At 30.4% G+C, this 22,416-nt stretch carries 15 protein-coding genes, 1 tRNA gene and 1 pseudogene; 10 read left to right on the top strand and 7 right to left on the bottom strand.

What is annotated here, in order from left to right; genetic code table 11:
* Positions 1-31: 31 nt before the first annotated feature.
* The gene (locus tag AC1XJX_RS11360) at positions 32-2,536 is read left to right on the top strand and encodes a DUF5686 and carboxypeptidase-like regulatory domain-containing protein (protein WP_482004105.1); all 2,505 of its coding nucleotides are present in this window, start codon (positions 32-34) and stop codon (positions 2,534-2,536) included.
* A 606-nt stretch (positions 2,537-3,142) separates the two neighbouring features.
* Here the strand turns inward: AC1XJX_RS11360 and AC1XJX_RS11365 are convergent.
* The gene (locus AC1XJX_RS11365) at positions 3,143-5,377 is read right to left on the bottom strand and encodes a M1 family metallopeptidase (RefSeq protein WP_482004106.1); all 2,235 of its coding nucleotides are present in this window, start codon (positions 5,375-5,377) and stop codon (positions 3,143-3,145) included.
* A 299-nt stretch (positions 5,378-5,676) separates the two neighbouring features.
* Between AC1XJX_RS11365 and AC1XJX_RS11370 the strand changes: the two genes are divergently transcribed.
* The 3 genes from AC1XJX_RS11370 (at position 5,677) to AC1XJX_RS11380 (ending at position 9,805) form a co-directional block, all read left to right on the top strand.
* A complete protein-coding gene (locus AC1XJX_RS11370; RefSeq protein WP_482004107.1) occupies positions 5,677-6,204 on the top strand; it encodes an inorganic diphosphatase in 528 nt (175 codons plus the stop codon).
* Positions 6,205-6,334: 130 nt separating this feature from the next.
* On the top strand, positions 6,335-8,725 hold the full coding sequence (locus AC1XJX_RS11375; protein WP_482004108.1) for a sodium-translocating pyrophosphatase: 2,391 nt from the start codon (positions 6,335-6,337) through the stop codon (positions 8,723-8,725).
* An 81-nt stretch (positions 8,726-8,806) separates the two neighbouring features.
* Complete coding sequence (locus tag AC1XJX_RS11380; protein WP_482004109.1) at positions 8,807-9,805, top strand: App1 family protein; 999 nt, start codon at positions 8,807-8,809, stop codon at positions 9,803-9,805.
* A gap of 4 nt (positions 9,806-9,809) precedes the next feature.
* Here the strand turns inward: AC1XJX_RS11380 and AC1XJX_RS11385 are convergent, their stop codons facing one another.
* From AC1XJX_RS11385 to AC1XJX_RS11405, 5 genes are all read right to left on the bottom strand, one after another.
* Positions 9,810-12,353, bottom strand: coding sequence for a S9 family peptidase (locus tag AC1XJX_RS11385; RefSeq protein WP_482004110.1), 2,544 nt, complete (start codon positions 12,351-12,353; stop codon positions 9,810-9,812).
* 64 nt (positions 12,354-12,417) lie between these two features.
* Complete coding sequence (locus tag AC1XJX_RS11390; protein ID WP_482004111.1) at positions 12,418-13,032, bottom strand: deoxynucleoside kinase; 615 nt, start codon at positions 13,030-13,032, stop codon at positions 12,418-12,420.
* A 7-nt stretch (positions 13,033-13,039) separates the two neighbouring features.
* On the bottom strand, positions 13,040-13,816 hold the full coding sequence (locus AC1XJX_RS11395) for a hypothetical protein (RefSeq protein WP_482004112.1): 777 nt from the start codon (positions 13,814-13,816) through the stop codon (positions 13,040-13,042).
* Positions 13,817-13,850: 34 nt separating this feature from the next.
* Positions 13,851-14,534: a response regulator transcription factor gene (locus tag AC1XJX_RS11400; protein WP_482004113.1), complete on the bottom strand. Its 684-nt coding sequence runs from the start codon at positions 14,532-14,534 to the stop codon at positions 13,851-13,853.
* A complete protein-coding gene (locus AC1XJX_RS11405; protein WP_482004114.1) occupies positions 14,527-16,014 on the bottom strand; it encodes a sensor histidine kinase in 1,488 nt (495 codons plus the stop codon). The genes AC1XJX_RS11400 and AC1XJX_RS11405 overlap by 8 nt, the downstream gene beginning before the upstream one ends.
* 124 nt (positions 16,015-16,138) lie before the next feature.
* Here AC1XJX_RS11405 and AC1XJX_RS11410 point away from each other — a divergent pair, with 124 nt between their 5' ends.
* The 6 genes from AC1XJX_RS11410 to AC1XJX_RS11435 all read left to right on the top strand — a co-directional run bounded on the left by AC1XJX_RS11410 (position 16,139) and on the right by AC1XJX_RS11435 (position 22,195).
* Positions 16,139-16,507, top strand: coding sequence for a hypothetical protein (locus AC1XJX_RS11410; protein ID WP_482004115.1), 369 nt, complete (start codon positions 16,139-16,141; stop codon positions 16,505-16,507).
* Positions 16,508-16,517: 10 nt separating this feature from the next.
* Entirely contained in the window at positions 16,518-17,375 is an 858-nt protein-coding gene (locus tag AC1XJX_RS11415; protein ID WP_482004116.1) for a GLPGLI family protein, read from the top strand.
* Positions 17,376-17,477: 102 nt separating this feature from the next.
* A complete protein-coding gene (locus tag AC1XJX_RS11420) occupies positions 17,478-18,350 on the top strand; it encodes a GLPGLI family protein (RefSeq protein ID WP_482004117.1) in 873 nt (290 codons plus the stop codon).
* A 58-nt stretch (positions 18,351-18,408) separates the two neighbouring features.
* A complete protein-coding gene (locus AC1XJX_RS11425; protein ID WP_482004118.1) occupies positions 18,409-19,269 on the top strand; it encodes a GLPGLI family protein in 861 nt (286 codons plus the stop codon).
* Positions 19,270-19,315: 46 nt separating this feature from the next.
* Positions 19,316-22,054 carry a carboxypeptidase regulatory-like domain-containing protein gene (locus tag AC1XJX_RS11430; RefSeq protein WP_482004119.1) on the top strand — a complete coding sequence of 913 codons (2,739 nt, stop codon included), beginning with the start codon at positions 19,316-19,318 and terminating at the stop codon, positions 22,052-22,054.
* A gap of 59 nt (positions 22,055-22,113) precedes the next feature.
* Positions 22,114-22,195 (top strand) — tRNA-Tyr (locus tag AC1XJX_RS11435).
* On the opposite strand, the pseudogene AC1XJX_RS11440 reads toward AC1XJX_RS11435, so the two are convergent.
* Positions 22,161-22,416 (bottom strand): annotated as a pseudogene (locus AC1XJX_RS11440) (hypothetical protein); the annotation flags it as partial. The gene AC1XJX_RS11435 and the pseudogene AC1XJX_RS11440 sit on opposite strands and share 35 nt — an antisense overlap.

Genomic DNA, 22,416 nt, shown 5'->3' on the forward strand with positions numbered 1-22,416 from the left:
TAACAGAATTGTTGATGAAGTTTTTTTTATTATGAATATGAGACTACTTATTACATTTTATTTCTTCGGAATATTTTCTTTACTTGCTCAAACCAAAGTTAGTGGCTATGTATTTGATGAATTTAATGAGCCTGTTTCTTTTGCTAATGTTATTTTTAAAGGATCTACTCAGGGAACTATAACTGATGAAAATGGAAAATTTTATTTAGAATCAGATGAGACTTGGGATAGACTAGTAGTTTCGTTTATAGGGTATGAAACATTAAATTTTCCGCTAGATAAAAAAGTAAATTATAATTTAAAATTTATTTTAAAAGAAGAAGCCTCTCAATTAGATCAGGTTTTTATAGTATCCGGTAAACAATCAAAAAAGAATAATCCAGCTATAGATTTATTAAGAAAAATTTGGGCTAACAAACGTAGTAACGGATTAAAACGTTTTAATCAATACGAATACGATAAGTACGAGAAAGTTGAATTTGATATTAATACCATCGATAGTGCACTTATAAAAAGTAAGCTTTTTAGAGGTATGGAATTTGTTTTTAATCAAGTTGATACTTCTAGTGTGACGGGTAAAACGTATTTGCCCATGTTTATTAATGAAGCCGTATCTAAAGTATACGGAGATAATATTCTTAATAAAGAAAAAGAAGATTTAAAAGGAAATAAGAACTCAGGATTTAGTGATAATCAAGTGATTATAGATTTTGTTGATGACTTGTACTCTGATTTCAATGTTTATGACAACTATTTGAAATTCTTCGATAAAAGCTTTGTCAGTCCTTTGTCTAGAACAGGTATAAATACCTATAATTACGTTTTAAAAGACAGTGCTTTTATTGATAACAAATGGTGCTACAACATTATATATTACCCGCGCAGAAAAAACGAACTTACTTTTAAGGGAGATTTTTGGGTAGCCGATACAACGTATGCCATTAAAGAAATTAACCTTCAAGCATCTAAAAGCGCTAACATAAACTGGGTTAAAGAAATTTATATAGAACAAGAGTTTGAAGTGCTTAACGATTCTTTATTTCTTGTAAAAAGAGATTATATGATGTCTGATTTTGCTTTTAGTAAAAAGGAGCAATCAAGAGGTGTTTATGGAAAGCGAACAACACGTTATAACAATTATCAATTTGATATTGAAAAAGATAAGAAGTTTTACGAAACTGAAGTTTATAACTTTGACAAAGATGTTTATGATAGAGATGAAAACTTTTGGGTAGAAAACCGTTTAGAATCACTCAATAAAGATGAAATAGGGGTGTATAAAATGTTAGACACCTTAAAAACAGTAAAAAAATTCAAACGTTTATACAACCTCGGGAGTATTTTATCTTCTGGCTATATTGAATTCAATACCTTGCCACTGGATTACGGACCCATTTTTTCAACTTTTGGGTTTAATGAAGTAGAAGGTTTGCGTTTAAGAACAGGTGGAAGAACCTATTTTGGAAGAAATGATTTGTGGCGCTTAGAGGGTTTTCTTGCCTATGGTTTTAGAGATGATAAATTTAAATTTGGTATATCTGGTAAGTGGCTTTTAGATAAAAAAAGCAGATTGATTATTTCTGGAGGTAACAGGCGTGATGTAGAACAAATCGGGGCTAGTTTAACAACAAGTACCGATGTTTTAGGAAGAAGTTTAGCATCATCAGCTGTTGTTGGTACAGGTGCTAATGATAAATTAACATCCATTAATTTAACTAGTTTATATATCGAAGCAGAGCCTTGGCGAAATGTAATTTTTAGGCTAGGGGGGAATTACCGTACTTTAGAATCGGCTTCCGAAACATTTAGTTTAGATTACAATACAACAACAGGTGTAGAATCTGAAATTAAACAGTTTGAAACTTCTTTATCGTTTTCGTATTTTCCTAAACGAAAAATGACAGGTTTTGGTGTAGAGCGCTTAATTGCTAATGACGATTTTGCTCGCTTATTTGCTCAGTTTTCAAAAGGTGATAAGAACTTATTGAATAGTGATTTTAATTACACTAAAGTTCAATTCTCTTACATTCAGCCTTGGCAAATGGGAGGTTTTGGTAGATTAACCACATCAATTGAGGCTGGTAAAACTTTTGGCGAAGTGCCACTCGGCTTGTTAAGTGTAATTCCTGGTAACCAGTCGTACTTTTCTATATATAATACATTTTCTCAGTTAGATTTTTACGAGTTTGTTTCTGACACTTATACATCATTTCATTTAGAGCATAATTTTAATGGGCGTTTATTTTCAAGAGTACCTTTTCTTAGAAAATTAAATTTAAGAGAAATTGTTAGTTTACGAGGTGTTTGGGGTCAGATTTCTGAGGATAATATTGCTTTAAATTCAACTAACAACCCTAATAATATTCAGTTGATAGCACCATCAATAAATCCTTATTTTGAATACAGTTTTGGAGTTGGAAATATATTTAAAGTATTTAGAATCGATTTTAATTTTAGAGGTAATTATAAAGATACCGTTGTAAATCCAAATGCTAGAAAGTTTGGAGTTACTGGTAGTTTTGGATTTTATTTTTAATAGTTTTATTTTTGAAATAGTTATAAAAATTAAGGTTTTAATTAAAAAAACCTTGTTTAGTAATTAAACTTTTGTGAGAATTAAATTCAATCTCTTATAGCATTATAATTGGTGATTATTAGCTTGTCTAAAGATTTCGCTTTTTTCCTTTTGATTTTTTTTGATTTTCGGTTATTGGTGTTTTTAAGTTGTTCAATTACCTTTTAGTTTATTTGAATTCTAACTATTTGATTTAAAAAATTGTGCAGTAATAATTGCAAGTTTAAATTTTTAATTTTGAAGGTTTGATTTTTTTTAAACAGATTGAAATCTATTTTTTAAAAACATATTAATAAATAAAATTTATGATTTTAATAAAAAATATAAATAATAATAAATCAATTTAATAAACTATTTTTACTCAAAAGTTAGTTTTTATTTCAAATAAAAAAAATTGCTATGAAAAGTTATTATTTTAATTTATTTGGAAGTTAGTTAAGTTTAAATTAGTTAAAGTAGTGCTAAAACCCATGAGATATCATGGGTTTTAGTTTTTTCACCTTTTAAATTTAATTTATTTATATAAATATTAAATAATTTTAAGCTTGATTTTATTTATAATTAAAATTAATTACCTTTCTTTTTTTCTTTAAAGCTATCAAATTCTGATTTTGTTTCAGTTTTTGGGAAACCATTATTCATCATATTTGTATCGGCAAATTCAAAATTTGGGTCTAAATTCACTTTACTTACTTCTTTCTCTTTTATAAAAGTATGCTTAATTTCATATTCATTTCTTCGCCAAACTTCAGCAGGTAGAGTATCAATTTCTGAGCTTCCATCTGTAAAAATCCATTCAATACTTATGGGCATAACTAAGCCTCCAACATTTTTCACTGAAATTTCATAAATATTTTTTCCAGTAAGTTGTTTTCTAACTTCTTTGTCGTCCATTCTAGATAAAAATTGTCCGTAAGCTGCATCAGGTGTGTCTGCCATAGTGATAACCTCGGGTCCATCTCTAAAATCTTTAGCTTCAGCATTTGCACTTTTTTCATTTACGGCTACTTTTATTTTAGATGATTTGTTTTGGTCTTCAATATTTGAGTTTTCTTCAAAAACTTTAAACCATTTAACATTGCTAAGTTCCATATCAACTTTTTCGGTAGTAAAAAACCAACCCCTAATAAACCAATCTAAATCTGTAGCTGTTGCATCTTCAAGTGTTCTGAATAAATCTGAAGGGTTCGGGTGTTTGTATTTCCATCTGTTAGCATATTCTTTAAAAGCTTCATCAAATAGTTCTTTGCCAATAATGGAGTTTCGTAACATCTGAAGTCCAACGGTGGGTTTTAAATAAAAATTAGCTCCAAATTGATTAAATAATTCATTGTCTGAGGTGGTCATTATAGGGCGTAAAATATTAGTATCTCCACTCATAAAAGGCACAATGCTTTTAGGAGTTACACTATTAAAATTTGGGTAACGTTCTGCAACTGTTCGTTGATGTAAAAATGTATTTAAGCCTTCGTCCATCCACATCCATTTACGTTCATCAGAGTTTACTATCATAGGAAACCAGTTATGGCCAACTTCATGTATAATAGTTCCTATCATGCCAGCCTTCGCGCCATCACTTATTTTTCCGTTTTTTGGTCGTCCACCATTAAAACTAATCATTGGGAATTCCATACCTATGTTTGAGGTGTTAACAGAAATAGCAACAGGATATGGGTAGTCAAAAGTAGCTTCAGAGTAAACTTCTAAGGCGTGCATAACGGCTTTTGTTGATTCTTCTTCCCAAACTGGCAATCCTTCTTTTGGATAAAAAGACATAGCCATAACGGTATTGGTAGGTAGTTTTACTGCTTGGGCATCCCATATAAATTTTCTTGAAGACGCAAATGCAAAATCTCTAACATTGGATGCGTTAAATTTCCATGTTTTTAGTTTAGTAGCTTTTTGTTTTTCATTAACTTCAGCTTCTTCTTTAGTGATAATCAGTACTGGTTTATCAAAAGATTTTTTAGCTTCGGCAAATCGTTTTTGTTGTGTTTTTGTTAAAACAGATGCTTCATTTAAAAGCATTCCTGTAGATGCTACGATATGATCTTCTGGTACAGTAATTTCAACTTCATAATCTCCAAACTCTAGGGCAAACTCTCCAAGTTTTTGAAATTGTTGATTTTGCCATCCTTCAGTATCATTATAAACTGCCATTCTAGGAAACCAATGTGCTATAAGGTAAACTGTATTATCATCTTCAGGGAAATATTCGTAACCCTCTCTTGATAATAAAAACATACTTCTGTCTGTAATAGGGTAAGACCATGAGATTGATATAGTGGTAGATTCACCTGATTTCAAAACGCTATTTAATTTAACTTTCATCATGGTATTATTAACCATAGTTTTTAGGTTATTTCCGTTACCATCTTTCACATAATTGATAGCATAACCTGCAGGAAAGTTAATAGCTCGGGTTAAAAACTGCATTTGCCTTGTTGTAATAGAGTCTTTTATATTGTTGTTTATGCTTCCAAAATCTTCATTACCTTTTTTATTAACATTTTGTTCTAATTGCATCCAAACATAATTTAAATCATCAGGAGAATTATTAAAATAAGTTATCGTTTCTTCACCTGTTAAAACATTATTTTTTTCATCAATTGTTGCTTTTATCTTGTAGTTTGCTCTTTGTAGCCAATAATCCCTTCCTGGAGCACCACTTGCAGTTCTGTAATTATTTGGTGGGGCTAGCAAGTTGTCAATTGGCTCAAATTTACCTTTCCATGGTTGTGTTTGCGCTTGAAAATTTGAAAATGAAAAAATAGTTACAAGTAAGATGTAAATTAGTCGCATTGTGGTTTATTTATATTGTTAATTGAAGAAACAATATAATGATATTATGAGTAAAAATTTTACTTTAATAAAAATTAAGTTATTTGTATTGATAATCAGTATTTTAATTATAATCAAATATTTTGTCTTTGTTTAAATGGAAGTGAAAACTTATTTTTTGGAAGTTTCTAAAATAGTTTAATGAAAAGAAGCTATTAATTTAGGTAAAACACTTAAAAATCCTTTAAAACAAAAGGTTTTACCTTGTTTGTTGTTGAGGCGTTCAGTACATTTGTACCCCAAATACAAACAAATAAATCATGAGTAAAAATGAAATATTAACCTTTGATGTTTTAATTGAAATTCCAAAAGGAAGTAGAAATAAATACGAATACGACTTTGCACTACATAAAATTCGATTTGATAGAACCTTGTTTTCATCAATGATGTATCCTGGAGATTATGGGTTTATACCAGAGACTTTGGCTTTAGATCAAGACCCTTTAGATGTTTTAGTATTATCTACTGAGCCATCATATCCTATGATTGTTATGGAGGTTCGTCCAATTGGAGTGTTTCATATGACTGACGAAAAAGGACCGGACGAGAAAATTATTTGTGTTCCAGTTTCAGATCCAGTTTGGAGTACACGAAAGGATATTTTTGATTTAAATCCTCATAGATTAAAAGAAATTGAGCATTTCTTTCAAGTTTATAAAGACTTAGAAAAGAAAAAAGTTGATGTAGGAGGTTGGGGAGATGCTGAAGAAGCCATAAAAATTTATCATGAATGTGTTACACGTTATGATGAAAGTGAACATAAGAAAAAGAGAACTTTTACCATCTAAATTATTACATTAACAATTTAAAGGTAAAAAAACGAACCATCTTTAATCAAAGGTGGTTTTTTTTATCACTTTAATTTTACTATTTTTAGCCCCGTTAAAAAAATAATTAATTTAAACTAACTAATCTAATATGGAATTAATCGTAAAGTTTTTGCCTGCCTTTGGTGTTTTGGCGCTATTGTATGTTTTTATAAAAAGCGGCTGGGTATCTAAGCAAGAAGTAGGTGATGCTAAAATGGCAAGAATTGCTAAAAATATTGCTGATGGAGCAATGTCTTTTTTAAAAGCAGAATATAAAATTTTAAGTTTATTTGTTGTTGCTGTAGCGATATTACTATTCTTTAAAGGAAGTAATGAGGAAGGATCTCACGGTATGGTAGCACTATCTTTTGTGGTAGGAGCCATTTGTTCAGCTTTAGCAGGTTTTATTGGTATGCGAGTTGCTACAAAGGCTAACGTAAGAACAACTCAAGCTGCTAAAACATCATTAGGCAAAGCCTTAGAAGTAGCTTTTGCCGGAGGAGCTGTAATGGGTCTTGGTGTTGTAGGTTTAGGTGTATTAGGTTTAAGTGGGTTATTTGCTATTTACCAAAATATTTGGCCTGGTGCTGAAAATTTAAGTTTAGTACTCAATGTGCTTTCTGGGTTTTCATTGGGAGCCTCTTCTATTGCGTTATTTGCACGTGTTGGTGGTGGTATTTATACAAAAGCTGCTGATGTCGGAGCTGATTTAGTTGGTAAAGTAGAGGCAGGTATTCCTGAAGATCATCCTCTAAACCCAGCTACTATTGCAGATAATGTTGGAGATAATGTTGGTGATGTTGCAGGTATGGGAGCTGATTTATTCGAATCTTATGTAGGTTCTATAATTGGTACTATGGTATTAGGAGCTTTTATTATAACCCCAGATTTTGCTGGTTTAGGAGCTGTTTATTTGCCATTAGTGTTGGCTGCTGTAGGTATTGTGATGTCTATTATTGGAACATTCTTTGTTAAAGTAAAAGATGGAGGTAACCCACAAACAGCTTTAAATATAGGTGAATTTGGTTCTGCAGGATTAATGGTAATTGCATCTTATTTTATCATAAATGCATTGATTCCTGAAAGTGTAGAAGGATTGCCAAGTGGTGCCATGGGAATTTTCTGGGCTACTCTAGCTGGTCTTATCGCCGGTTTAGGCGTAGGTAAAATTACTGAATATTATACAGGTACTGGAACAAAACCAGTTAACGATATTGTTAAACAATCTGAAACGGGTGCTGCTACAAACATCATTGCTGGATTAGGTGTTGGGATGATGTCTACAATGATTCCAATATTATTAATTGCTGCTGCAATTTTAGTTTCTCACCATTTTGCAGGATTATATGGTATTGCCATAGCTGCTGTTGGTATGCTTGCAAATACAGGTATTCAATTAGCTGTTGATGCTTATGGCCCAATTTCTGATAATGCTGGCGGTATTGCTGAAATGGCTGAATGCGATCCAGAAGTTCGTGAGCGTACTGATAAATTAGATGCTGTAGGTAATACAACTGCCGCTATTGGGAAAGGTTTTGCTATAGCTTCAGCTGCTTTAACAGCTTTAGCATTGTTTTCAGCTTTTATGAAGGTTGCTAATGTTTCTTCCATTGATGTTTCAAAGCCAACAGTTATGGCTGGATTATTGGTAGGAGGTATGTTGCCATTTGTTTTTTCTGCTTTATCAATGAATGCTGTTGGTAGAGCTGCAATGGCTATGATTGAAGAAGTTCGTCGTCAATTTAGAGATATTCCTCAATTAAAAGCTGCTTTGGAAGTTATGAGAGCTGTAGATTCGGATATGTCTAAAGCTACAAAAGAGCAGAGAGCCATTTTTGATGCTGCTGATGGTTATGCTGAGTATGACAAATGTGTAGACATTTCAACAAAAGCATCTATTAAAGAAATGGTATTACCAGGGTTGTTAGCTATTGCTGTGCCTGTGGCTGTTGGTTTTATAGGTGGTGCTGAAATGTTAGGAGGTCTTCTTGCAGGAGTAACAACTTGTGGGGTATTAATGGCTATCTTCCAATCAAATGCTGGAGGTGCTTGGGATAATGCTAAGAAAATGATTGAGGCTGACGGTCGTAAAGGAACTGATGCTCATAAAGCTGCTGTGGTTGGAGATACTGTTGGAGATCCTTTTAAAGATACTTCAGGTCCTTCGTTAAATATATTATTAAAATTGATGTCGGTAGTTGCTTTAGTAATTGCACCTAGTATAGCATTATCTTCTGATGTTGTAACTGCGTATGTGTCAAATGAAAATAGAGTGGAAATGACACGTGAGATTAAAGTTGAAATGACTGCTAATGATGATAATACTTTTAAAGCAATAGTTACAACTATTACAAGTAATAAGGGTAATGAAACTACAAATTATGAAACATTTGAAGGTACTGAAGAGGAAGTAAAAGCTAGTATTGAAGCTTTGAAATTAGAGTCTAAAGATATTGATTTAATAGTTGAAAAACATATTGATGAAAAAGTAGTAAACTAACTAATAACTAACTTTTTAATTAAAAACCACGTTTATAAACGTGGTTTTTTTGTACTTTTAATTCAAGTTTAAAAACATTTTATGTTTAAAAAAGATCCTCTTCAAATAATTACTTTTCAAACTTATGGCACTCATAATCATTTATATCTAAGAGGACGCGCTATTGAAGATGAGAGTATTGATTTAGAACAAAAAGGTGCTTTTAAATTACTTTTTAATGCTTGGAAGCGTTTTGAAACTGATGAGATTAAGCATGCTAGAATAAGAGTAAGAGTAGGAGACAAAAAGTTTTTTTATACTAATACTGATAGTAGAGGTTTTTTTATTTTTGATGACAAAGTTGAAGATCTTAATAGTTCTTCAAATGAAGAAGGTTGGATACCTTTAGAATTTTCTTATGATATTGATAATTTAAAAAGTCCTATTCAATCTGAAAATAGGTTTGAAGGCGAAATGCTTATTCCATCTGAAAGTGCAAGTTTTGGAGTAGTAAGTGATATTGATGATACAATTTTACACACGGGTCTTGTTTCAATATTAAAATGGCGCGTAGTCTTTAATACCCTTTTAACTTCAGCTGGAAAAAGAATTCCTTTAGATGGTGCACCACAATTCTATAATTTATTACACAAGGGCAAAACAGGGAATGAATCGAATCCTATTTTTTACGTAAGCCATAGCCCTTGGAATTTATACCGGTATCTGAAGTATTTTTTGAGAAAAAATAATTTTCCAAAAGGGCCTATTATTTTAAGAAGTTTTCCAAAGCCTTTTTCGAAAAAAGCAAATGGAAACTTGCCTCAAAAACAAAAAGAAATTATAAATCTTTTAAATACCTATACAGAATTAAATTTCATATTAATCGGAGATAGTGGTGAGTACGACCCATATATTTATATGAATATAGCCATGGATTATCCTGGTAGAATAATGGCTATTTACTTAATAAACGTAAATCATAAAAGAAAAATGCGTCGTGTAAAAATGCTTTATGAAAACTATAAAACTACACCAGTTTTATTAGTAGACCACACAAAAGAAGCTATTACCCATGCAAGACTCCATGGCTTTATAGCTTAACCTGTTATTTGTTTTTAGGAATATCTCTATTAATTTCTTTAATATCTACATCTATATTTTCAACTCCCAAAAGGTGTTTGCTAAAATAATCGGCTTTTAACCAGAAAAAATATTCAGTCATTTTTCCAAAACCATGTCGTTGCCCAGGCATTAGCATAAAGTCAAAACGTTTGTTAGCTTCAATTAACGCATTAGCCATTCTAATAGTTGCTCCAGGATGTACATTATTATCAACATCGCCTGTAACAAGCATTAAATTACCTTTTAAATTTTTAGCTAAAGACTGATTTTTGTCAATATCATATTTATAAGAAATATTTCCGTCAGCACCTTTTTCTTCTTTTATTCCATGGTGTGTTTCACTCCACCAGCTGTTGTAAATAGTGTTATCATGGTTTCCTGCTGAAGAAACTGCTGCTTTAAAAAAATCAGGATAAACTAACATAGCAGCAGTAGACATAAATCCACCACCTGAATGACCGAAAATACCAACCTTATCAATATCTATATAATTGTATTTGTCTGCTAATTGTTCAGCAACATATTTTTTATCTGCAAGACCATAATCTCTTAAGTTTCCATAGCCATAAGTATGATACCATTTAGATCTTGCAGGATGGCCACCTCGGTTTCCTATAGTAACTACTATAAAACCAATCTGTGCTATCCTATCTGTTCTGTTCATGCTTACTGAAAACGATTTGTTTACAGCTTCGGTTTGTGGTCCTGGATATACATATTCTATTAACGGGTATTTTTTATTTTCATCAAAATCAAAAGGTTTATACATAACTCCATATAAATCTGTAATACCATCGTCTGCTTTCATTTTAAAAGTTTCAGGAAATTTATAACCTGTTGCCATGAGTTGGGATAAATCCGCTTCTTCTAAGTTTAATATTACCGATCCAAGATTATTTCTAAGTTCTGATTTTGGTACTGTATTTACTCTTGAGTAGTTGGTTACAAAGTATTGGTTAGAGTCAGAAACATCTGAATCAAAATTGTAATCTCCTGGATTTAAGTTTTTAAAGCCTGTGCCATTTAAATTAATTTTAAATAAATGTGCGTAATAAGGGTCTTCATTCTTATTTACACCGTTAGCTACAAAATAAATGTCGCGTTCTTTTTCATCAATACCTTCAAAACTATCTATATGGTATTCGCCATTTGTTACTTGCATTTTTAAATTACCATTGGCATCATACAAATAAAAATGTCCCCAACCATCTTGTTCAGACCAATGTAAAATTTCTGATTCGTTATTAAATAAAACAATCTCTTTACCTCTGGTTTCTATATAAGTATTAAACGATTCTTCTATAAGTTTTTTAACTTCACCTGTCTTAATGTCAGCTACATTTATGTTTAGTCTTTTACGATCTCTACTTATGGTGTTGAAGTATATTTTATCTTTTTTTGATAATAATAATCTAGGTTTGTGTTTACTATTATTCGATTTTTTGTATTTATAGTTGTAAACCGAAATGGATTGTTGGATTGTAGTATCTAATTTTACTTTAGTTATTTCTTTTGAAGGTATATCAAAAGCTAATAATTCATATTTGTAAAATTCTTGCTCACCAGGCATATGATATTTATAAGTTTCTAGAGTTGGTCGTTTTTTCGAAACGGAATTTATTACCCATAAATCTTTTATATCCCTACTATCAGTTCTTTCAAAAACAAACTTTTTTGAATCGTGAGACCAATAACCATAAATGCTTTCTCTTTCATTTTTTTCTTTATCTTCTTCTAATTCTTCATTGTTTTTCCCCCAATCTCTTCCACCATAACTGTAATTTTGCTCGCCATCTTTAGTCCATTGGTTTTCAACAATAGTAGAATCTTTGGAGTCTTTAACAGCCTTTAAAAAGTTTTCTTTATCCATCCAATACAGGTTGTAATTTCTAGAAAATAAAACAATCGTGCTATCAGGCGATACATTTGCCCACTTTTTCCATTCTTCTTTCTCTTCCTTTTTATTATCTATAATGGTAAGACCATTTCCTCCTAATTTATACTCTAAGAAGTATGTTTTTTTCTCCATTTTTGGAGCTTTCTTTTTTGCTTTTTTTGTTGAAGTTGAATCTTTTTCAGTCTCTTTTTTTTCTGCATCTTCTTTCTTATCATCAACTACTTCAACTTCTTCATTAGATGTAATTCTAAATCTAATAGCAGTTTCATTTTTAACAAACTCAAAATTGAATCTTGGTAAGTGTTGGGCATCGTAAGGGTCTTTGGTAATTTCAGTTAACCATTTTGCCATTTTTGCATTGTCAAACAGTTTGGTTTTAGTTCTTTTATCGGAATCAACAATATAGTAGTTAGATCCGTTTGTTGTTTTATATTGATACCAAAAACGATTGCCATTTTCTAGCCAGTTTGGTCTTACACTTGTAGAATGTACTAGTTTACCCAGATTTTCTGGTGAAAATTTAGAAGCTAATCTATAATTGGGTTTTGGAGTTTGGCTTTCTAAGGATTCTTGTGAAAACAATAAATTAGTGAATAGTAATAGCGATAAAACTAGTGTAATTTTTCTCATAAAAAATTAAAATTGATTAATAATATACTAAAAACAGAAGCTTCTAAACAGCTGGATTTTTTTATTAAAATAATCCGTTAATTTCTGCATCTATGGTATTAATGATGTATCCTAAATCTTCAGGTTTATCAACAAAATCTAGTTTATCAACATCAATAATTAATAGTTTTCCTTTGTTGTAACCATGTATCCATGCTTCATAGCGCTCATTTAATCTGCTTAAATAATCAATACTAATAGAGTTTTCATATTCTCTACCTCGCTTATGTATTTGAGATACTAAATTAGGAATAGAACTGCGTAAATAAATTAGAACATCAGGCCCTTTAACAAGAGATTCCATTAAATCAAAAAGCGATTTGTAATTTTCGTAATCTCTATTTGTCATTAAACCCATTGCATGAAGATTTGGCGCGAAAATATGAGCGTCTTCATAAATGGTTCTGTCTTGGATGATGTCTTTACCACTTTCGTGAATTTGCAAAACTTGCCTAAACCTACTATTTAAAAAGTAAACTTGTAAATTAAAACTCCAACGTTCCATTTGATTATAAAAATCATCTAGGTAAGGATTATCAACAACATCTTCAAGTTGTGGTTCCCATTTATAATGTTTTGCAAGTAATTTGGTAAGCGTTGTTTTTCCAGCGCCAATGTTTCCGGCAATAGCAATATGCATAATTTATTTAATTTTTTAATTGGAGTTCTTGCAAGGTTTCATCATTGTAAATATACAAGGTTTCATTGGTTACAAAAAACTGATTTATCAACAAATTTGGAGTTTTAATTGGTATTATTTTGTTGGTATTTTTTTTTATAAAAAATAACTTATCTTCTTTTTTAAGTACTATATTTTCGTTGCTTTCAATTAATTCGGTATGGCCATCATTTTTTATTTTACTAACTAAACTTCCAAAATAATTATACTTATACAAGAATTTTTGGGTAAGAAGCCAACAATAATTATAATTACTTTTTAAATCTAAAATAGCGCTTTGTACGGGTAATGTTTGCGCTTTTGTAGTTTGTGTTTTAAAATCAAAAAGTTCTAGTTTTTGTAAATCTTGATTAAATATCCAAAGCATATTATCAAAACCAGTTGAAATGTGCGTAACGTTTTTGTAAGGTGACATGGTATTAAAATCAATTTTGAATATTTCTGCCAACCTATTGTCTAGTACAATTAGAGTATTAAAATCTTTATAAAATAGATTTATTTTTAAAGGATTAAAAGCATTGGCATTATTAAGATTTCCTAACTGAAAGTTATTATATGTTATGGTACCATTTTGGTCTTTTTTTTTGAAAACATTATTTTTTATATAATATGTGGTTCCAAAATCATCAACCGCAATAACTTTATCAGCTTTTAATGTAGTTTTCTTCATTAAAATAGCATCTAAATATTCTTGGGAGAATATAGAAATGGAAAAAAAATAGAGTATGTAAAGTGTATATTTCATTAGAGTTTGAAAAATACAAAAATCAAACCATTTTTCAGCAAATTAGTTTGTAACCAAAACCACGAACATTAATAATTTCAATATTAGCATCTTGTTTTAGCTTTTTCCTAAGCTTTGTAATAAATACATCCATACTCCTTGCATTAAAAAAATCATCACTCCCCCAAAGTTTATTTAAAATCAAGGATCTGTCTAAAACGCTGTTTTTATTTTTTGTAAGATGAAATAGTAAATGCGCTTCCCTGTGAGTTAATGGTGTTTTTTCTTCGTTTTTATATTGAAGAATTTGTTTTGGGAAATTAAAATTGTAAGCTCCAATTTCTAAAATTTCAGCATGTTTTTGTTCTTTGGTTCTGTTTAATAAATTGTTCATTCTAACAATTAATTCTTCCATACTAAAAGGTTTTTTTAAATAATCGTTTCCGCCAATACTGAAACCTTCAACAATATCCTGAGTTTGAGATTTTGCCGTTAAAAAAATAATAGGAATTGTTTCATCAATCTCCCTAATTTCTTTAGCTAATGTGAAACCATCTTTTTTAGGCATCATAACATCTAATACTAATAATTCTGGAGTATTAGTTTGATAGGTTTTAAGTGCTATTTCACCATTCTCGCAAAGCAGTACTTTGAAATTTCGTGTTTCAAGACTCTCTTTAATAATAAGTCCCAAAGCAGGCTCATCCTCTGCTAATAATATTTTGGTAATGTTAGCCATTAGGTATTGAGATTTTAAAAGTAGTTAGTTTATTATCAATGTTTAGTTCAATATTTCCACCATGTTTTTCAACTATAGATTTTGTATAATATAAACCAATACCAAACCCTTTTACATCATGTGTATTTCCCTTTGGTACCCGATAAAATTTCTCAAAAACACGATTTTTATTTTCTTTATCTAGTTTGTTACCATTATCAGAAATAAGAATTTTCATAAGATTTTTCTCTGAAATTAATTTTATTAAAATGTTATCTCCGCCATATTTTACTGAATTATCTAAAATATTATTTAATGCGTTTTCAAAATGGAAAATATCAACATTTATTAGCAAACTTTCAAAATTAATCTGAGTTTCAAATGTTTTGTTTTGATGTTGAATTTCATATCGATTTATTAAAGAATTTAAAAGTGATACAATGTTTGTGCTTTCCTTGTTTAACTCTAAAGACTCACTATCTAAGGTGGCTGTTTCAAGCAGTTTTTCAACCATAAAATTTAATTTAGAAAGTTGGTTAAAAGACATCTCTAGATAATTCTTAGTTTTCTGCTTATCATCAATCATATTAAAATTGTTAATACCTTCCAATGCAGCACTTATGGTAGCGATTGGTGTTTTAAACTCATGTGTTATATTGCTTATTAAATCATTTTTTACTTCGGCGAGTTGTTTTTGATTTTTTATAATTTTTAATAGATAAAATAAACAGCTAATAACAGTTAAAACAAGTAAGGCTGAAATTAATATACCTATAAAACTACGCTTTAAAATTTGTTGATTTGTGTTTTTAAAGAAAATAGTTAACTCACTATTTTTTGGTAAAAAGGTAGATTTTGATACTGTTTTTAGTGCGTTTTTACTTAACGATTTAACGCTATCAAATTCAGATGAATTAAAATATTTTATAGTTTGTTTTTCTTTTTTGAATGCTAGACTGTAATTGGCAAAAATGTTTTTACGGAATAATTCTGCTTTTAGTAAACTATCTACTTTTTTTAAAACAAGTGTATCATTATTAATTGATACAATCACTTTTGAAGTAAGAAAACCAATTTTTTTAGCATTTGAAGTATCTACTTTAAAGGGAGTGTTCTTTTTCTCTGAAGCAGTAATTAAGGAGTCTGCTTTTAGGCCTCTATAAACTGCTACACCTCTAATTTTAGTAGGAATTAAAGAGTCTAAGTTTTTAAACTCTTTGTTAGTTTCGTCTATTTCGCCTAAAAGTTTTAAAAAGTCACTATCTTCAATAAAGGTGTTTTTTTTGTTTTCACTAGAGAATGAGAAACCAACAGTTGTTTTTTCAGCTAATTCCGCATAATAGTCATCAACCGCTTTATCTAAACTTATTTGAACTTCGTTTACAAATTGTTGCTCATTTATAAGATAATTTTTATTGTTCCAATATATTTGAATTGTAATTGTGCATATAATTACTGTGACTATTATATATAAAATCCATTTGTATTTTGCATCGTTCATAATCCAAAAGTAAATGTTAAAAAACTTAAAAACTAATTGGTTAACACTCGTTAACACTCGTTAACTTAAAAAGCTGTTTAGGCGTTTTACTTTTACAATATATTAATTAATAAATTTATTTATAATGAAAAATGTATTTACGATTTTAGGTCTTTTGTTAGTAACACTAAGTTTTAGTCAATCTAAAAACTTAAAAGGGATTATTAAAAATGATGAAGTTCAAATTAATAATTTATCAATATCAGTTACTGTTGATTCAGCTGAAGAAGTAGAATCTATTTTTAATATGAATGATGTTAGGGAAATTTTAGAAACTCTTGTTGATAATCAAGAGGTGTCTTTCGAAATTATCTGTAATGGTAATTTGATGACAAATGGAGAGAAATCTACTTTATCTTGTAAAGTAAATGGGAAATCAGATAATATTGATTTATTTTTAAAATCAGTAAAAAAAATGAGACAAGCTGCTATTAATTATTATGAAAAACAATAAATTAGAAAAAATGAAAGTATTAGTAAAAGTTTTAGTTGTATCCATTTTTTTAGTTTCATCAAATCTAAATGCTCAAGATTTTCAAGGAGTTGCAATTTACAAAACGATGCTTCAATTTGATATAAAGATGGATAGTACTAAAATGAATTCTGAGATGCATTCCAGAATGATGGAAATGATGAAAAAGCAATTTCAAAAAACATACACTCTAGCTTTTAATAAAGAAGCTTCGGTTTACAAAGAAGATGTAGCATTGGATAAACCACAAGCAAATTTATTGGGAAATTTTCAATTCACTATGATAGCTAGTGGTGGCGGACAGGATGTGCTTTATAAAAATACAAAAACACAAAGTTACACAGATCAAAAGGATACGATGGGTAAAATCTTCTTGGTGAAAGATTCTATACAAAAAATAGATTGGAAATTGGAAGCTGATACTAAGTACATAGGAGAATATCAATGTTATAAAGCTACGTATACAAAAGAGATTGAAGTAAATAATTTCAGTTTTAGTAATATCGATTCTAACAAAGAAGAAGAGGAAGTAAACGAACCTAAAATAGAGACACGTATAGTTACCGCATGGTATACGCCACAAGTGCCAATAAATAATGGACCTGCTAAATATCAAGGACTTCCTGGTTTAATTCTAGAAATTCATGATGATAAACTAACAATTATTTGCAGTAAAATAATTTTAAATCCTGAAGAAAAGTTAGATATAAAAGAACCTAATAAAGGTAAAGAAGTTAGATCGAATGAATATGAAGAGATAATGGAAAAAAAGTCCAAAGAAATGATGGAGCAATTTGCGCCAAGAAAAGGCGGTAAAGGCGAAGTTTTTGAAATAAGGATAGGCGGTTGATTTTTTTAAGAATCATTTAACATTTTACCAATTAAACTTAATGGTATGTTTGTAGTCTAATTTAAAAACGAAAGTTTTTAATTCACTTAAAAAATAACATTAATGAAAATTAATACTACAACATTAGCATTACTAGTCTTTTTATTGGCAGCACCACTTGCGATATTTTCACAAAACGATTTTCAAGGAAAAGCATACTACTCATCAAAATCTACTATGGATTTAAGTCGTTTTAGTAGAGGTGGTCAAATGAGTGAGCAGCAGAAAAAACAAATGGAGGAAAGAATGAAGCCATTTCTTGAAAAAACATTCATCCTAACTTTTAATAAAGAAGAATCTATATTTAAAGAAGATGAAAAGTTAAGTGCGCCTAGTGCTGGAGGCGGAGGCCGTGGTTTTGGTTTTATGAGCAGTTTTTCAAGCGGACCTCAATATAAAAACATTAAAAATAAAATATTTATTCAAGATCAAGAATTTTTTGGAAAGCAGTTTTTGATTAAGGAAGAAATGACTCCATTTAACTGGAAAATGGAAGCTGAAACCAAGCAAATAGGAAAATATACAGCATTTAAAGCTACGGTTTTGATTCCAGATGCAGATTTAAATTGGATGCGAGTTGAACCTCCCAGAAGAGGAGATAATAGAAATGAAACAGAATCAGACACTGCTACTAATGAAGAATTAGTAGAAGAACCTAAAATGGTTGAGGTTATAGCTTGGTATACACCTATGGTGCCAGTTAGTCAAGGCCCAGGTGAGTATTGGGGGCTTCCAGGGTTGATTTTAGAATTAAGTGCTGGAAATACAGTAATGTTGTGTTCAAAAATTGTAATGAATACAGACGATAAAGAAGCAATTAGAGTGCCAGACAAAGGTAAAGAGGTAACTAAAAATGAATACAGTCTAATTATTTCGGAAAAAATGCAGGAGATGAGAGATAACAGAGGAAGAAACGGAGGAGGAGGTCCAAGATAAATTATTTTCTGTTTAATTTTTTCGTATATTTGTTAAACAAAATATTTAAATTACTCACATGAAAGCTATATTAAAAAATCTTTTTGCCCTATCGTTAACTTTAATAGTATCTACTTCCCTTTTTGCTCAAGAATTTCAAGGTAAGGCCTATTATTTTTCAAAAACACCTATGGATCTTGGAACTTGGGGTTCCAGAATGAGTGAGGCTCAAAAAAAGCAAATAGAAGCACGTTTAAAAGATAGGTTAGAGAAAACTTATATTTTAACTTTTAACAAACAAGAGTCTATATACAGAGAAGATGAAAAACTAGATGCCATTTCTGGTGCAACAGATTCATGGGGAAAAAACTTTACACCAGGTGTTCAATATAAAAATATAAAAACTAATGAGTTTTCTCAGAATCAAGAGTTTTATGGAAAACAATTTTTAGTAAAAGAAAATTTATCTCCTATTGAATGGAAAATGGAAAATGAAACCAAACAAATTGGTCAATACACTTGCTTTAAAGCTACATGTAAAAGACCAGTTTTTGATACTTCTTGGTGGACTTTTTCTTGGAGTGAAGTATCAAATAACAACGCTGAAAAGAAAGTTGATACCTTGAAAACTAATGATTTAGCGGATAACATGAAAACACCTGTTGAAGAGGAAGTAGAAATGGTTGAGGTAGAAGCTTGGTATACACCTATGGTGCCTGTTAGTCAAGGTCCAGGAGATTATTGGGGTCTTCCAGGTTTGATTCTTGAAGTTAGTGTTGGTAATACCACATTGTTGTGTTCAAAAATTGTAATGAACCCAGAAGAAAAAATCAAAATTGAGGCTCCTGATAAAGGTAAAGAAGTAAACAAGAAGGAGTATAAGAATATTATAACTGAAAAAATGCAAGAAATGAGAGATAATAGAGGAAGAAGAAATTAGCCTTTATTATTTCAAATTGACTCTAAAAAACATCCAAACCAAAACCATGAAAAAAATAATTTTTATAGCGCTACTAGTTGTAGCAAACATAACTTTTGCCCAAATCAAAATACAAGGTGTTGTGAAAGATAGTATTGGAGCACCTTTAGAGTTAGCTAATGTTATAGCTATTAACCAAGCTACAAGTTCCCTTGAATCTTATGGTATAACTAATGATAAAGGGAAATTCATATTATCATTAGAAAAAAACACCAAATATAAACTACAAGTAAGTTATATTGGAATGAAAACTTTCGAAGAAGTAATCACAACTACCGAAAGTAACATCGATAAAGACATCACTCTAGTTGCGGATAATGCTTTAGACGCGGTAGAGTTAGTTTATGAAATGCCAGTTACCGTTAAAGGTGATACCTTAATTTATAATGCAGATTCTTTTAAAAATGGTTCCGAAAGAAAACTTGAAGATATCATAGAAAAGCTTCCTGGTGTTGAAATTAATGAAAATGGGCAAATAGAGGTCGAAGGTAAAGTTGTAAGTAAACTGATGGTAAATGGGAAAGATTTTTTTGATGGAGACACTAAATTAGCTACTAAAAATATTCCTTCTAGTGCCGTTGATAAAATACAAGTTTTACGTAATTATTCTGAAGTTGGACAGTTAAGCGGTGTTACAAACAACCAAGATAATGTGGCTATGAACATTAAGTTAAAAGAAGGGAAAGAAAGTTTTTGGTTTGGAAATGTTACGTTAGGCGCTGGTTCATCCCCTGATGAAGAACTCTATCTAGCACAGCCTAAATTATTTTATTACAGCCCAAAATTTAGCCTAAATTTTATTGGGGATTTAAATAACACAGGTGAAGTAGCCTTAACAAGACAAGATATAAGAGGTTTTGGTGGTGGTTTTAGAGTACCAAGTAATAATAGCGGTACCAGTATTAATTTAGGAGATAACAGTCTAGGATTTCTAACCAGTCAAAATAATGCCGTAGAGGTTGAAAATAAATTGGGAGCTACAAATTTTAGTTATTCTCCCAACAAAGCTTTGGATATAAGTGGATTTCTTATTTATAATAGTAGTCGAATTGACTCCAGACAAAGAACCTTTCAGCAATATACAGATTCTGATCTTGGAATTCCAGACGAAACTACTGAGAGAACAAGTAATGAAGCCTCTGATCAGGGTTTAATTAAGTTAAGCGCTACCTATAAACCAAATTTAAATAATCAACTAGATTATGATGTTTTAGGGAGAATTTCACAAGATTCTCAAGACCAAAACTTTTTATCTTCAGTTTTAGGAAATACCAATCAGTTTGATGAAGTGAAGCCATTTAGTATCAATCAAAATATAAACTACTATTATACGGTAAATGAAAAAAATATTTTTGCTTTTGAAGCGCAACATTTAATCAAAGATGAAGATCCTTTTTATAATGCGCTCTTAATTAACAATCCAAATAACAATAACGAACCAGACCCGAATGACAGAGATGCTTATGATACAACAGCCGAGGCTTTGGGTTTAAATAATACTTTAAATAATTACGATATTGCTCAAAATAGAAGAATTAAATCAAATCAATTAGATGCTAAGTTTGATTATTACAACATACTTAACGACAAAAGTAATATCAATTTTACTTTTGGAACTATTTTAAGTCGTCAAGAATTTAATTCAAATATTTTTCAGTTTTTGGAAGATGGGTCAATTTTTGATCCTGTGCCAACTTTTAACGATGGGCGTGCTACAAATGATACCGAGTATAATTTCACAGATTTTTATGTTGGAGTACATTACACATTAAAACTTGGTAAATTCACTTTCAGACCAGGATTTTCAGCACATGCTTACGGTAATAAAAACACACAATTTAACGAAGTGTTTGAGGATAATTTCTTTAGACTTTTACCAGATTTTGAAACTCGAATTCAATTTAAAAAGAGTGAAAGTTTAACACTAAGATACAACATGCGAAATCAGTTTACTGATGTAACACGTTTGGCTCAAGGTTTAGTTTTAAATAATTTTAATAGCATTCAGTTTGGTGAACCAGATTTACAAAATGCCTTGTCACACAATGTAAGCTTATTTTACAACAGTTTTAATTTATTTAATTACACAAATGTATTTGCTCGTTTAGCTTATTCAAAAAATATTGATCAAATAAGAGGGTTAACAAATTTTGAGAATGTTATTACAACAAGTACTTTTTTTAACTCAAACTTTGCTGATGAAAGTGTTTCGGCAAGCGGAAGAGTACAAAGGACATTTGGAAAAATAAGAGCTAGCTTAAGTACTAATTATAATTATAGTTTAAATAATCAGTTTATTCAAGGCAGACAATCTGTAAATGAAAGATTTGTACAAAATTATGTACCAGGTATCCGTACTAATTTTAAAGTAGCGCCAAACGTAAGTTTACGCTATAGCTACAGTATAAGTACCAACAATCAAGGCCCAACAACAACGGTTTTTTATACTAATGCACCTTCTATAGATTTTGATGCCTACATTTGGAATTCTTTTACTTTTAGAACCGATTATGCTTATAATCGTCAAAGACAAAAAGATGGTGATTCTCAGTCTTTTGAAACTTGGAATGCTTCTTTAGCTTACAGAAAAGATAGGGATGCTAAATTCGAATACGAAATTATTGCAACCAACTTATTGGATATCGAATCCAGAATTAATAATGGTGCTAATAACCTTTCGGTTTCAACTTCAGAAACTTTTATACAGCCTCGTTTTGTGTCTTTCAGAGTGCGATATGAGTTGTAAATAAAATACTTTTTTTATTTGCTTAATAAAGAAACAATAATATATTTGTGCTCGGTTTTGGGGAGATACTCAAGCGGCCAACGAGGGCAGACTGTAAATCTGCTGACTAAGTCTTCGCAGGTTCGAATCCTGCTCTCCCCACTAAACGGGACAAATTCTTAATATTAGGATTGTCCCGTTTTTCATTTCTTCCAAAATCCTTATTAACACTGGATATTTTTAAAAGTAGCGGATTGATATCAGCGGTTTGAACTTTTTTATTTTGAAAACCGAATTTATTTGGGAATATCAAACCGGTAAGGAGTCTTTTGTCTTGTCCTGAAATATGGCTACAGGTTAAAGTTGATTTTACGCTGTTAATT

Source organism: Flaviramulus sp., assembly GCF_982512915.1.